Here is a 12,887-nt window from a genome sequence, read left to right as displayed (position 1 = left end):
AAATCAAGAAAAAGAGGATAAGAATGGGTGTTGAAGCCTGTTTTTGTCCTTTTTTTGTATAGTGGGGAATGGGGAATAGTAAGTAGGGAATAGGAAATGGGGAATAGGAAATAGTTTAGTAAAGCTGAAAGCCTAAAGCTACATGAAATCAATGGTGAGCTTATCAGTCTTTGGTCTTGCTACTTGATACTTGCTACTTTGTACTTCTTACTCGATACTTTCTACTTGATACTAAAAATCCTTATTCAATAGTTTTTCCAGTTCGCCAAAAGAGACATTCATTCTTACTCGGCCCTGTTTGGCATAAGCAATTTCACCTGTTTCTTCAGAGATAATTACGGCAACAGCATCTGTGGTTTCAGAAACGCCAATACCAGCTCTATGTCTTAGTCCAAATTGTGGTGGCAGTTTATCGTTATCCGTTAAAGGTAAAATACAACTGGCACTTTTAATTTTATTTTCGGCAATTACCACCGCACCATCATGTAATGGACTATGTTTTTGGAAGATACTTTCCAATAATCGTTTGGAAATTTTAGAGTCGATAATTTCACAGCTATTGGTAAAAAGCTCATCGTCATAAAACTTAACAAATACAATCAATGCACCTGTACGGGTTTTTTTCATGCTTTTGCAAGCATCAATAATTGGCTTGATCCTAATCAGGTTATCTCTTTCTAGGTCTTTACTGCCAAATAAGTAGCCCCACCAAGCCTTGTTTTTTTGGAGGAAGGTATTTTTTCCAATGTGGAGTAAAAATCGCCTGATTTCGGGTTGGAAGATAATCACTAGCGCCATGATACCCACACTCATAAATTTGTTGATAATGGCCGACAACAAATTCATGTGGAGACCTTTTACCGCATAATAAACAATGAGGATAATGAACATGCCCAATAGCAGGTTAACGGCTAAGGTATTGCGGATTAGGCTATAAATGTAATAGATTAAAATGGCGACCAGAATAATGTCTATTCCATCAATCCATGTAATTTTTAGGAAGTCAAAGTCGAGGCTTTTCATTGCAGCACAAGATAGGAAATATTAGGTTAATTGTGTAAAATGGTTAGCTGGATAAAGTGGTTAATCGGTTAATTGTACAAATCGGTTAACTGTACAAATTGGTTAATTTTACAGTATGTTTAATTTCAACAATTAACCGATTAAACAGTTAACCTCTTTCAGTTAATAACTGAATGAATACTTATTTCAATATTGAATTTCTTAATGCATTTAATTTGTTGGTCAGCTCGTCTAGTTTAAGTCTAAAGTGCTTGTACTCTTCGTTATCGATAAACCCTAAATCAAAGGCACCTATGATGTGGTTTACAGTTTCAATAGCACTTGAATAAGACATGGTTATGAAATGGGCCTTGTCCTTTGCGGTAATTCTAGCTGAGCCCTCAGCTAAACAATCGCCAATGCTACCTGCTGAGCGTTTAATTTGACTTGTCAATCCAAATATTTCTTCCTTAGGAAATTTCCTGACCAACATATAGATCTCTTTTCTAAAAATTCGTGCCTTTTGCCAAGTCTCCAGTTTTTCAAATGAATAGATGTGCATAATGATGTGGTTGAATTATACAAAACGATAAATTAGTTTTTTGGGATGGCTATGTCAATTTAAGCAATTAACCGATTAAACAGTTAACCTTTTTGATGATATAGAAATAAACAGTTAACCGATTAGACAGTTAACCTTTTTGATGATATGGAAATAAACAGTTAACCGATTAACCAACCAAACAATTAACCAATTTCACACACTCAACAGCTTCTTTTACATCATGTACCCTTAAAATCGAAACGCCTTTTAATAGGGCAGTGGTATTTAAAACCGTGGTGCCATTTAAGGCATCTGCAGCCTTAATGTCCAATACTTTGGTGATCATAGATTTTCTGGAAAAACCAACCAAGATTGGTAATTCGAAAGTATTAAATACCTGTAGCTGTTGTAAAAGCTCGTAATTATGGGCTATTGTTTTAGCAAAACCAAAACCGGGGTCAATCAGCATATCTTTAACGCCTAGCTTTTTTAGGGTAGCAACTTTTTCTTCGAAATAAGTAAATACTTCTTGGGTTACATTTTGATAACTTGGGTCTTGCTGCATGGTTTGAGGTGTACCCTTCATGTGCATGAAAATATAAGGTACTTGTAGTCGAGCTACAGTTTCGAACATGTTTTTGTCCAATTCGCCAGCTGCAATATCATTGATGAGGTGTGCACCAGCTGCAATGGCTTCGCTGGCTACTTTTGCCCTGAAGGTATCTACAGAAATCAAGGCTGTTGAAAACTCTTTTGCAATCGCAGCTACAATGGGTATGAGTCGTTTGAGTTCCTCGTCTGTACTGACATCGGCGGCACCCGGACGAGAAGAATAGGCCCCAATATCGATGAACTTAGCGCCCTCATTTAGAAAGTTTTCGGTGGCTTTTAAAGCTTCATCAATGGTATTGATCCGGCTGTTGCCATAAAAAGAATCAGGGGTAATATTTAAGATGGCCATTACAGCAGGACTGCTCAAATCTATCAATCTGCCTTTACTATTTAGTGTTACTTTTCGGTTTAAAAATGTATCTTTAGCCATCATTTAATACAAAAATAGGTATTAAAATAGCTTTAAACTAAATATTTTAATTGTTTTGGCCCTAAACACATCACAAGAGTACGATAACGTTATAGCGGTATGTAAATCGCTTTTTTTAAAGAAGACCAAAGATTATGGAACCGCTTGGCGTATCCTTAGGTCTTCGTCTATTACAGACCAGATCTTTATCAAGGCACAGCGCATCCGCACCTTAGAAGAAAAGAAAGTTTCTAAGGTAGGAGAAGATATTACTTCTGAATATATTGGTATTGTAAACTATTGTGTAATTGCCATTCTGCAATTGGAGCTCACGGTTGAAGATCCAAATGAAATGGAGGTTGAAGTGGTAGAGAATTTGTTCGATAAACGGGTAAATGAGACTAAGGAATTGATGTTTGCTAAGAATCACGATTATGGTGAAGCTTGGCGAGATATGCGCATTAGTTCTTTAACGGATCTGATCTTGATGAAAATTTTAAGAGTCAAGCAGATTGAAGATAATTTAGGCCAAACACTGGCATCTGAAGGGGTAAAGGCCAATTATCAAGATATGCTAAATTATTCGGTTTTTGCGTTGATTAAACTAGGTGTCAAATAAAACTTAAAAAAATGCAGAAAATAGCTTTAAACTTTTGTAGGTGGTTTGTTGGGGTTCTATTTATCTTTTCGGGGCTGATCAAAGCCAACGATCCATTAGGTTTTGGTTATAAGCTGCAAGAATATTTTGAGGTTTTCCATTTAACTTTTTTAAGTAATTGGGCAACTGGCATTGCCATTTTGCTTTGTGTGCTGGAAATTGTTTTAGGTGCTTTATTGTTATTCGGATTTTGGCGCAATCAGGTGTTGAAAGGGCTATTGGCCTTAATAGTTTTCTTTACTTTTTTAACCTTTGTTTCTGCCGCATTTAAAGTGGTAACTTCATGTGGTTGTTTTGGCGATGCCATCCCACTTACACCATGGCAGTCATTTGATAAAGATCTGATCTTATTGGTGATGATCGTTTATCTCTTTATTAAACGCATCCACATTCACCCGGTAACCAATCATCCGGGTTGGCAGAGTGGATTGTTCTCTGCTGTTTTCGCCGCTTCTCTATTCTTTGGAACATTTACTTATAACTATTTGCCAATTATAGATTTCTTGCCCTATAAAGTGGGATCAAGTATTCCAGAATCGATGAAAATTCCGCCAGGTGCGGCACAAGATGAATTTCTGATCATGTACCAGCTTAAAAACAAAGCAACTGGCGAAACCAAAACCATGAGCGATAAAGACTACATGAAATTGGAGATATGGAAAGATAACAATTGGGAAGTAGTGGGCGATCCAGAAAAAAAACTGATTAAAAAAGGCTACGATGTGAAAATCAAAGATCTATCGATTTCTGATGCATCTGGTACCGATTATACCAAAGAACTGATCGAAAACCCCTATTATAACCTCGTTATTGTTGCCTACGACCTAAGGCATACAGATGAAGAGGGAATTGCAGAAACAAATGCTTTGGCTTTAAATGCTGCAGAGCAGTTTAACATCCGCACGGTGTTATTAACCTCTAATTCTGCAGCAGATGCTGATGCCTTTAGCAAAAAAATGAAACTTTTTATGGAAGTATTTTATGCTGATGCTGTTCCTCTAAAAAGTATGGTAAGGGCAAACCCAGGTATATTGTTATTGAAAAATGGTGTAGTGATCAATAAATGGCATTACCACAATTTGCCATCATTTGAAGAACTGTCTAAAAAATACTTCGCTAAGTAAATGGGTGCCTACGCAATTAGAAAATTAGTATATGGCCTTGCAGTAATGGCAGGGGTGATATTGGTGGTGTTTGTATTGTTTAATATTTTACCTGGAGATCCGGCAAGGATGACCATGGGACAAAGATCTGATGTACAATCATTAGAGGCTGTACGTAAAGAGTTTGGCTTAGACCGGTCTAAACCAGTTCAGTTTTTTCTTTATATCAACGACCTTTCTCCAATTAGTATCCATCCAGCTACTGAAGAAAATCAACAGAAATATCATTATCAACAATTGTTTAAAGTGGGTAAAGATGTGGTGGTGGTTAAAATTCCCTATTTGAGAAGATCGTACCAAACCAAAAGAGATGTAACCACCATACTTTCAGAAACGGTACCCAATACGTTTGTACTGGCTTTAACAGCCATGATATTTGCCACATTGATTGGTGTACTATTGGGCGTAGTTTCAGCGGTTCATCAAGGCACTTGGATAGATAATGCGGCCAATTCTTTTGCCATTCTAGGTATTTCTGCACCTTCTTTTTTTGCAGGGATTATTATTGCCTGGCTTTTTGGTTTTGTATTGGCAGATTATACAGGGTTAAACATGAGTGGAAGTTTGTATAGTTACGATCCTTTTAAAGGAGAGATCATTACCTGGAGAAATTTATGGCTTCCGATGATTACTTTGGGTTTAAGGCCTTTAGCCATTATTGTTCAATTGACACGCAGTGCGATGTTGGATGTATTGGCCCAAGATTATATTCGTACAGCTAAAGCCAAAGGTTTAGGCCGTTATGCCATTATCTATAAACATGCCTTAAGAAATGCCCTAAACCCAGTAATTACGGCTATTTCTGGATGGTTTGCTTCTTTATTGGCTGGTTCTTTCTTTGTTGAATATATTTTCGGTTACAATGGCTTGGGCAGAACAACGGTTAACGCATTAGAAATGTCCGATTTTCCGGTGGTAATGGGCTCTATTTTGTTTATTGCCTTTGTATTTGTGATTGTGAATATCTTGGTAGATCTGTTGTACGCCTGGGTAGATCCTAGGGTTAAATTGGCCTAATATGTTAGAAGAGATCATGCATTATACCCAAATTGCCGATCAAAAGTTGATCGACATTTTTCAAAACCAAAAAAATATTTCGCCAAAGGCACATGCTCTTTTTTGCCATGTACTCAATGCACAACACATTTGGAGTCATAGAATTTTGAAACAGCAGCCTAAGTATGGTGTTTGGGAGAGTTATGAGGTTGATCGATTTGCCGAAATTTCTAACACAAACTTCCAATTATTTGACCAGATTTTGAAGAGTGTTCCGTTAGATGAAGAAATAACTTATGCCACTTCTAACGGCGACAAATATACTGGCATTACCAAAGATCTTTTATTTCATGCGTTTAACCACTCTACTTACCATAGGGCGCAAATTGCTACCTTGTTCAAGGCAGATGGAATTACGCCGCCTGTAACAGATTATGTTATACTTAAACGCAATCATCAATTATGAGAGTTTTTTTGATCGGATTTATGGGCTGTGGCAAAAGTACCAAGGCTAAACAATTGGCCAGTCGTTTGGCCTGCCCTGTAATTGATTTAGATGCTGTAATTGTAGCAGAACAAGGTAAAACCATTGCCGAATATTTTGCGGCTTATGGTGAGGCTGCTTTTAGACAATTAGAAAGCGATACTCTAAAAAATTATCCTTACCCAGAAACTTGTGTAGTGGCTACAGGTGGAGGTTTGCCTTGCTTTTTCGATAATATGGATTGGATGAATGCAAATGGAAGAACAGTCTATTTGCAAATGGAACCTGCCCAATTGGTTTCTCGATTGCACAATCGGCAAAAACGCCCATTGATTAAAGATATGGACGATGAACAACTGTTTGCTTTTATTCAACATAAACTTGCAGAACGAAACCAATTCTATACCCAGGCTCAATTGGTGGTCAATGCCTTTGATCTAGATGCAGAGCTACTAGAGGAAAGATTAAAAGGATAGGTATTTATTGATGGTTTACCATCTAAGAATGCTGAGTTAAGCTTAGCTGGTATAATTTAAACTATCCTAAATCATCAAATTGTTCTTCAATATACTTGATTGTGGTTTTGCCATGCGGAGTAGGGTCGCCATAATCGTTAATGTTTACAAAAACAATCTTGTCTATGGTTAAGATACTTTTTCTAGTGATCTTATTTCTTACCTCACAGCACATGGTAATGGAAGTATTGCCAAATGCGGTGGCTGTAATCCCCAATTCAATAATATCACCTTGTTTGGCCGAGCTTACAAAATTGATTTCAGACATGTACTTGGTCACCACTTTTGGATTTTCTAATTGTACAATGGCATAGATTGCAGCTTCTTCATCAATCCACCTTAATAGGCTGCCACCAAATAGGGCACCATTCGGGTTAAGGTCTTCGGGTTTTACCCACTTGCGTGTATGGAAATTCATATCGTTGTGTTTGAAGCTAAGTTAAGCATTGGCCGATCGATAATGCTCATCTGAATGCAAGAAACTTAATTTCTTTCACGTCTTGAAAGCCCATTAAAGCCAACTATTGAATCAGGAAGATTGGCCAACTTGATTTCAGTCTTTTTGCTTGGAATAAAAGTTTTGTATTTGAAATTTTTATAATCTTTTAGGGGAACCTCAATAAGGGTATACGCTCTGGTTGCTGCGGTAGAATCGCCAAGGAGCTGTCTGGCACCTTCGCCAATACAGCCCATATTGAGTATTCTTAATCCATCTTCTTGAGCAGGATAATAGGCATGTTGATGTCCGCTAATGTATAAATCAACTTTGTGTTGTTTAAAAAAAACTTTAATCTGTTGCGTAGCTGCTAAAACCTCGCCCGGTTTGTTTTTACTCGCCACAATGGCATAGATTGGGAGGTGCCCAAGTACTATTCTAAGCTTGGCTCTTTTGGCTGTTTCAGAACTGAGTTGATCCTCCATCCACTTGAAAACATCGGCTTGTACATTCGCACCTGCTGCATCCCAGCTGATCAAAAAGACATCATTTTGCAAATAACTGTAATAGAAAGGAAAATTGGTTTTGTCAATATAGCTTAGCCCCAACTGATCCTGGTTTTCACTCCAAAACTTTTTGGCCATTTGTCTGTCTTTGGCAAAACTAGGGGCAGCATCATGATTGCCAACTGTGAAACCAAAAGGAGTTTTCATCGCTTTGATGGGGGTTAACACATTTGCATCAAAGCTTTGCCACATTTCGGCTAAATTTTGTTCAGTTAAGGTCGATTTTTGCCCAGCTACCATATCGCCAGCACATAAAATGAGGTCGGGTTTTATGGTGGCTAGTTCTTTGAGTGTAGCCGCAACATCTGGATGATAATTGGTATCACCATAACCAGAATTCAGGTCGCTAATCACTGCAATTTTAAAAGATTTGTCTTTAGCAATTGGCGTAAGAACTTGAGGTTCTTTTAAACCGCCAACCAACAGGACTATAAATAATCCTATTGGAAGCGCAAAAGACATTAATCTTAATCTCATTATTTCAGTAAGTCCAAATATTCTTGGGTTTGTTTTTCAATGGCTAATGTGGCTACTTTAATTGCAGAACCCACTCTTGTGGTTTCTGGTTTCACCGCCATATTTCCAATGGTAGCTAAGGCATCGGTATACCATTTGCCCCAAACTTCGATGATGTGTTTTTCATCTGCAGCAGCTTTACCTTCAGCAATTGCTTTTTTACTCAATTCAAACTCTGTTTTTAAACGGATCAAAGCATCATTTTTAACCTGATCAACAGTACTTACGGCTGTACTTTCATTGGCCGTAACTAAAGTATAGGCGGCAGTTAATGCGCTAACGCCAACATTTTTCATCGTTGTTGCAGATACCTTATCAATGCGGTCGTTATCGGTATGGTAAAATACATCGGTAAAATGCCACATCAAGAGACCTGGAATTTTATTTTGTAAAAATGGAGTATGGTCGCTACCACCTTCAAAAGGATTAAAGTTTACTGTCCAGTTGGCAAATTTTCCTTGTGCTTTACAGATATCGAAGATAAAATCGTTGTAATAATGAGGGAAAAGGTCTTTTTCTTTTACATCACCAGCTCCCCACTCAGAATGTTTATCTGTTCCACGGGTCCAGATGGCAGAAGGGTCAGGCATTTTTTCAATTAAAAAAGAACCTCCTGTTTTTTTTGTGTCTTCGCCAACCATATCCAAACTCATGCCCCATAAAATTCCCTTGGCACGTTCTTTATCATCTGTAATGTACCTTCCGGTCGATACGATTTCATCACCCCATAAAAAGGTTAAGGTTCTTTGTGGTTTAAATTGACCAGACTTAACCAAATTGGCGGTTACCCTAGCCATCTCTGCTAAAGTTCCTACGCCTGTGGCATTGTCGTTGGCTCCAGGTTCTTGTACGTGTGCACTGTATACAAAACGTTCATCAGGTTTTATACTTCCTTTTACATTGGCTACAATGGTTAATTCTTCAGCTTGGTATATTTTGGTTTGAATATCAACTTTTAAACTTACAGCACCTTTTAAACAGGCTGCTTTTAGTTTCTCTTTTACGCCATAAGATAAAAACAACGACCAGATACCTGCATTGGCTTGCATGCTGCCAAAAGAGATAGAGGTTTGGTATTTCTCGGGTTGGTTGTATTTAGGTACTGAGTAGCCCATTACACCAATAGCGCCCGCTTTAACAGCTAAGGCCACCAATCTTCCAGCCGAGGCATCAGCAAATAAAATCTTTCCTTTGAGGTCTTTACCTTCCAACTCAGCAGCTGTACCTTTCCCTACAAAAACCACTTCTGCGGTTACGCCACCTACAGGTGTAGAAGGGCAGTTGATCGGGATCATATTGCGGTTGGTTTTAAAAGCAATTAAGGGTTGTGCCTCTCCAACTATGGTTACGCTTGCATTAACGGGTTCCCAAGTATTGCGTTTCATGGGTCTTTTTTCAATGCGATAGGTGAGTGGAGCTTCAAATTCATTCGCTTTTTCTTGTACATAACCTGCCTTTTTCAAAATGTTTTCTACATAATGGATACTGGCATCGAAACCTGTATTGCCGGGTACTCGAAAATATTGCTCTACAAAAGCAGTGGTAGCATAGGCATTTTTCTCATTGAAGGCTGCTCGTGTAAGCTTAAAATAATTTGCAGTTTGGCTTTGCGAAAAAGCATTTGCCGATATGAACAATAAGGCGGAAAGTAGAATTTTTTTCATTGGAGTTTTATAAAGCTGAAAGGTAGTAAGTTTATCAATAAAATTATAGATATTAATACCTAAATCTGTAAAAGAGAGTTAAGTTACTTTACTGGCTTACGATTTGCCTTTTAAGGAAGAAAAATATCAATATTCAAACGTTATGTTTAAAAAAATTGCCATCACCTTTGCGGTTCTCCTTGTTGTTTTATTTGCAGCAGCGGCCTGTGTGCCATTAATTTTTAAAAAAGAAATTGTCGCTAAGGTTAAATCATCCATCAATAATAAGGTAAATGCCAAAATAGATTTTGGCGATTTTGATTTAAGCCTTATTAGTTCTTTCCCCAATTTGGGTATAAAATTGAACAATTTGACTGTGGTAGGGGTCGATAGCTTTGCACTAGATACCTTGGCAAAAATTAAACAGACCCAGTTAAATTTAAACCTGATGAGTGTAATCAAAGGGGAAACTTATGAGATAAAGTCTGTCAATTTGAACGAGCCTACCATTTATGCAAAAGTATTGAAAAGTGGTAAAGCCAATTGGGATATCATGAAGCCAGATAGTGCTGTAGCACCAGTTGATACTGCAAAAAGTTCTTTTAAAGTGGCTTTACAACAATATGGAATTGAAAATGGAAAACTGACTTACGATGATGCTTCTTTAGGTGTGTTTTTACAAGCCGAGAACTTAAATCACAGTGGAAAAGGTGATTTTACACAAGACCTTTTCACTTTGAAAACACAATCTGATATCGAAAAACTAACCGTGAAATATGGTGGGGTTCCTTATTTGAACAAAGTAAAGTTAAATGCTGAATTGCCTTTGGATATCGACATGAAACAGATGAAGTTTACGTTTGGCGAAAACCATATCAAACTGAACGAACTTCTGTTATCGGCTGTTGGTTACCTAGCGATGCCAAATGATCAAGACATGGTGATGGATTTTAAATTTAACGCAGAAAAATCAGACCTGAAAAACTTTCTTTCTTTAATTCCAGCCATTTATGCTACCAATTTTAAAGATTTAGCGGCTAGTGGAAAATTTGCAATGAATGGGGTTGCAAAAGGTACTTATAATGATCATTCTATCCCTGCTTTTAATGTGAATTTGGCGATAGAAAATGGAAAGATCAAATATCCATCTTTACCATCGGCTATCAATAACATTCAGGTAAAATCTACTATTTCTAACCCTGATGGTGTTTTAGACCATACTGTAGTTGATGTTCCTGCTTTCCATCTTGAATTTGGAGCTGCGCCAATTGATGGCCGTTTATTGGTTAAAACACCAATGAGCGATCCTTTTGTGGATATGGCCTTGAAAGGCAAATTAGATCTTAAACAACTGACTACTATCTTTCCGATCAAAGACATGAGCCTGAGTGGAATTTTAGCTGCTGATGTGCAGGCTGCGGGTCGTAAATCGGCCATTGACAAAGGACAATATCAAGATTTTAAAGCTTCTGGACAAATGCAAGCCAGCAATTTTGTATATGCTGGTAAAAATGTACCAATGCCAGTAAGCGTGCCTTCTGCTCAAATGACTTTCAGTCCGCAGAACATTAGCTTGAGCAATTTGGTTGCAAAAGTAGGGAAGAGCGATTTTACCGCAAATGGCGCAATAAATAATTACCTAAACTATGTATTCAAGAAAAACCAGTTGTTAAAAGGAAATTTTAATTTATCATCAGGTTTAATTGATGTAAACGAATTGATGGGGCCACCAAGTACTGCTGCTAAACCTGCTGCCGATGGTGCAAAGATGTCGGTTTTTGAAGTGCCAGGGAATATTGACTTTAATTTGGCTATAAAAGCGGCTAAAGTAATTTATGATAAATACGACATCAGCAATGCAAAAGGTGCTTTACAAGTAAAAGACAAAACAGTTTATTTTAAAGACATGGCTTTGAGCATGTTGGATGGAACCGTGAAAATGAATGGTTCTTATGCTACGGTAAACCCTAAAAAGCCTAAAGTTGACATTGATTTTGGGATTGAGAAAATGGATATTCAACAAGCCTTTAGTGCTTTTAATACGGTTAAAATGTTGGCGCCGATTGCCAAATTTGCTAAAGGGATTTTCTCTACCAATTTAAAATTCAATTCTGATCTGGATGAACACATGATGCCTGTTTATTCTTCGATCAATGCGGAAGGTTTAACCAATATCATACAGGCCATTGTTGATGGTTTTGAACCCATGAACAAATTGGCGGCATCTTTAGGCTCTAATGAATTTAAAAAGTTAGAATTAAATAATGTGCTCACTAAGTTCAAGATCAAAGATGGCCGTTTAAATGTGGCGCCGTTTGATATCAAAACTAAAGGGATACTGATGAATGTGCAGGGCTCTAACGGAATTGACCAAACCATGGACTACCAGTTAGGCTTAAATGTGCCTAGGGCAATGTTGGGCAGCAAAGCCAATGATGCAGCTAATACGCTTATTGCTAGCTTAAATAGCAAAGCTGGAACCAATGTGTCCATTAGCGAAAATATTAAGATCAATGCTGTGCTAGGGGGTACATTCCTTAAACCAAGTATTAAATTGAAATATGGTGCAGCAGAAGGTAAAAGTGGTACTAAAGAGGTGGTTAATCAGGTAGTGGCCGAAAAGAAGGCGGAGCTGCAAGCCAAAGCGCAAGAGAAGGTAGATACTTTGAAGAAGAAAGCCGTAGAAAAAGCGACTACAGAAATAGGAAACAAACTGAAAGGTCTGTTTAACAAGAAGACCAATAATTAAAATTTTAAAATGCGTTTCCAATCGAAACGCATTTTTTTATACATGATTCTTTGACTGAAAATGCAATTACAAATTCAGCATCGTTTTTGAATGCTTATTAATGTTTCCTTCTAATTTGATGGTCTACAGAAAAAACACCAGAACCAACAACCCAGAATAGAATTAAGAGGCAAAGCACAATTACAGATAGCCACAATTCCGAATTTAGGGCAGAAAATCCGTTGCTGATATTCACAAACAGGATAGCGCAAACTAAAATTGGAATTTGAATAACTACTGCAAAGCGGGTAACTAAACCAATGGTAATTAAAATACCGCCAACCAAATGGGCAAAAGCCACCAAATGAATGGCCACACTCGACATCATTTCTGAAAACCCGAATACGCTGTTTCTGAATAAAAGTTCTTGTTGTTGGCCTGTATCGCTGATGAGTGCAATACCTTTACTAAAAATTATTAAGCCTAACACGATGCGAACTACAGCTAACCATTTTGCTTGATGGGCATCGCCCCAGTGCTCAACTTTTTGGATAACGTTCATGATAAACCTCCTTTTTTAAGCTGATATTAAGTTACAAAATATATTTAGTTTAA

The 12,887-nt window shown here is 37.6% G+C and carries 13 protein-coding genes; 6 read left to right on the top strand and 7 right to left on the bottom strand.

What is annotated here, in order from left to right; all coding sequences use genetic code 11:
- Window positions 1-231: 231 nt before the first annotated feature.
- The 3 genes from cdaA to folP all read right to left on the bottom strand — a co-directional run bounded on the left by cdaA (window position 232) and on the right by folP (window position 2,588).
- Window positions 232-1,023 carry a diadenylate cyclase CdaA gene (cdaA, locus tag AQF98_RS03885; protein WP_055130588.1) on the bottom strand — a complete coding sequence of 264 codons (792 nt, stop codon included), beginning with the start codon at window positions 1,021-1,023 and terminating at the stop codon, window positions 232-234.
- A 181-nt stretch (window positions 1,024-1,204) separates the two neighbouring features.
- Entirely contained in the window at window positions 1,205-1,564 is a 360-nt protein-coding gene (locus AQF98_RS03880) for a four helix bundle protein (RefSeq protein ID WP_055130587.1), read from the bottom strand.
- 169 nt (window positions 1,565-1,733) lie between these two features.
- A complete protein-coding gene (gene folP / locus AQF98_RS03875) occupies window positions 1,734-2,588 on the bottom strand; it encodes a dihydropteroate synthase (protein WP_082434901.1) in 855 nt (284 codons plus the stop codon).
- 55 nt (window positions 2,589-2,643) lie between these two features.
- Between folP and AQF98_RS03870 the strand changes: the two genes are divergently transcribed.
- The 5 genes from AQF98_RS03870 to AQF98_RS03850 are packed head-to-tail and all read left to right on the top strand — an operon-like array spanning window position 2,644 to window position 6,344.
- Window positions 2,644-3,186, top strand: a complete 543-nt coding sequence (locus tag AQF98_RS03870) for a DUF1599 domain-containing protein (protein WP_055130585.1) — start codon at window positions 2,644-2,646, stop codon at window positions 3,184-3,186.
- Window positions 3,187-3,197: 11 nt separating this feature from the next.
- Window positions 3,198-4,349: a BT_3928 family protein gene (locus tag AQF98_RS03865; protein WP_055130584.1), complete on the top strand. Its 1,152-nt coding sequence runs from the start codon at window positions 3,198-3,200 to the stop codon at window positions 4,347-4,349.
- Window positions 4,350-5,405: an ABC transporter permease gene (locus tag AQF98_RS03860; RefSeq protein ID WP_055130583.1), complete on the top strand. Its 1,056-nt coding sequence runs from the start codon at window positions 4,350-4,352 to the stop codon at window positions 5,403-5,405.
- 1 nt (window position 5,406) lies between these two features.
- Complete coding sequence (locus AQF98_RS03855) at window positions 5,407-5,850, top strand: DinB family protein (RefSeq protein ID WP_055130582.1); 444 nt, start codon at window positions 5,407-5,409, stop codon at window positions 5,848-5,850.
- Window positions 5,847-6,344 carry a shikimate kinase gene (locus AQF98_RS03850; protein WP_055130581.1) on the top strand — a complete coding sequence of 166 codons (498 nt, stop codon included), beginning with the start codon at window positions 5,847-5,849 and terminating at the stop codon, window positions 6,342-6,344. The genes AQF98_RS03855 and AQF98_RS03850 overlap by 4 nt, the downstream gene beginning before the upstream one ends.
- 61 nt (window positions 6,345-6,405) lie before the next feature.
- On the opposite strand, the gene AQF98_RS03845 is transcribed toward AQF98_RS03850, so the two are convergent.
- The 3 genes from AQF98_RS03845 to AQF98_RS03835 all read right to left on the bottom strand — a co-directional run bounded on the left by AQF98_RS03845 (window position 6,406) and on the right by AQF98_RS03835 (window position 9,565).
- A complete protein-coding gene (locus AQF98_RS03845; protein ID WP_055130580.1) occupies window positions 6,406-6,801 on the bottom strand; it encodes an acyl-CoA thioesterase in 396 nt (131 codons plus the stop codon).
- Window positions 6,802-6,866: 65 nt separating this feature from the next.
- Window positions 6,867-7,862: a metallophosphoesterase gene (locus tag AQF98_RS03840; protein ID WP_082434887.1), complete on the bottom strand. Its 996-nt coding sequence runs from the start codon at window positions 7,860-7,862 to the stop codon at window positions 6,867-6,869.
- Window positions 7,862-9,565: a M28 family peptidase gene (locus AQF98_RS03835; protein WP_055130578.1), complete on the bottom strand. Its 1,704-nt coding sequence runs from the start codon at window positions 9,563-9,565 to the stop codon at window positions 7,862-7,864. The genes AQF98_RS03840 and AQF98_RS03835 overlap by 1 nt, the downstream gene beginning before the upstream one ends.
- A 142-nt stretch (window positions 9,566-9,707) precedes the next feature.
- Here AQF98_RS03835 and AQF98_RS03830 point away from each other — a divergent pair, with 142 nt between their 5' ends.
- Entirely contained in the window at window positions 9,708-12,293 is a 2,586-nt protein-coding gene (locus AQF98_RS03830; RefSeq protein ID WP_055130577.1) for an AsmA-like C-terminal region-containing protein, read from the top strand.
- A 97-nt stretch (window positions 12,294-12,390) separates the two neighbouring features.
- Here AQF98_RS03830 and AQF98_RS03825 read toward each other — a convergent pair whose 3' ends face one another.
- Window positions 12,391-12,834, bottom strand: a complete 444-nt coding sequence (locus AQF98_RS03825) for a DoxX family protein (protein WP_055130576.1) — start codon at window positions 12,832-12,834, stop codon at window positions 12,391-12,393.
- Between the last annotated feature and the right edge of the window lie 53 nt (window positions 12,835-12,887).

This window comes from Pedobacter sp. Hv1, from assembly GCF_001412215.1.
Lineage (GTDB): Bacteria > Bacteroidota > Bacteroidia > Sphingobacteriales > Sphingobacteriaceae > Pedobacter.
Note: the sequence above shows the minus strand (reverse complement) of the source record. Positions and strands in the feature narration are given on the sequence as shown.

Bases quoted from the DNA above. Each gene is read 5' to 3' on its own strand.
- AQF98_RS03865 (WP_055130584.1), top strand. From the start codon at position 3,198: ATGCAGAAAATAGCTTTAAACTTTTGTAGGTGGTTTGTTGGGGTTCTA.
- AQF98_RS03850 (WP_055130581.1), top strand. From the start codon at position 5,847: ATGAGAGTTTTTTTGATCGGATTTATGGGCTGTGGCAAAAGTACCAAG.
- AQF98_RS03880 (WP_055130587.1), bottom strand. From the start codon at position 1,564: ATGCACATCTATTCATTTGAAAAACTGGAGACTTGGCAAAAGGCACGA.
- AQF98_RS03830 (WP_055130577.1), top strand. From the start codon at position 9,708: ATGTTTAAAAAAATTGCCATCACCTTTGCGGTTCTCCTTGTTGTTTTA.
- AQF98_RS03835 (WP_055130578.1), bottom strand. From the start codon at position 9,565: ATGAAAAAAATTCTACTTTCCGCCTTATTGTTCATATCGGCAAATGCT.
- AQF98_RS03825 (WP_055130576.1), bottom strand. From the start codon at position 12,834: ATGAACGTTATCCAAAAAGTTGAGCACTGGGGCGATGCCCATCAAGCA.
- AQF98_RS03840 (WP_082434887.1), bottom strand. From the start codon at position 7,862: ATGAGATTAAGATTAATGTCTTTTGCGCTTCCAATAGGATTATTTATA.
- cdaA (WP_055130588.1), bottom strand. From the start codon at position 1,023: ATGAAAAGCCTCGACTTTGACTTCCTAAAAATTACATGGATTGATGGA.
- folP (WP_082434901.1), bottom strand. From the start codon at position 2,588: ATGGCTAAAGATACATTTTTAAACCGAAAAGTAACACTAAATAGTAAA.
- AQF98_RS03860 (WP_055130583.1), top strand. From the start codon at position 4,350: ATGGGTGCCTACGCAATTAGAAAATTAGTATATGGCCTTGCAGTAATG.
- AQF98_RS03845 (WP_055130580.1), bottom strand. From the start codon at position 6,801: ATGAATTTCCATACACGCAAGTGGGTAAAACCCGAAGACCTTAACCCG.
- AQF98_RS03855 (WP_055130582.1), top strand. From the start codon at position 5,407: ATGTTAGAAGAGATCATGCATTATACCCAAATTGCCGATCAAAAGTTG.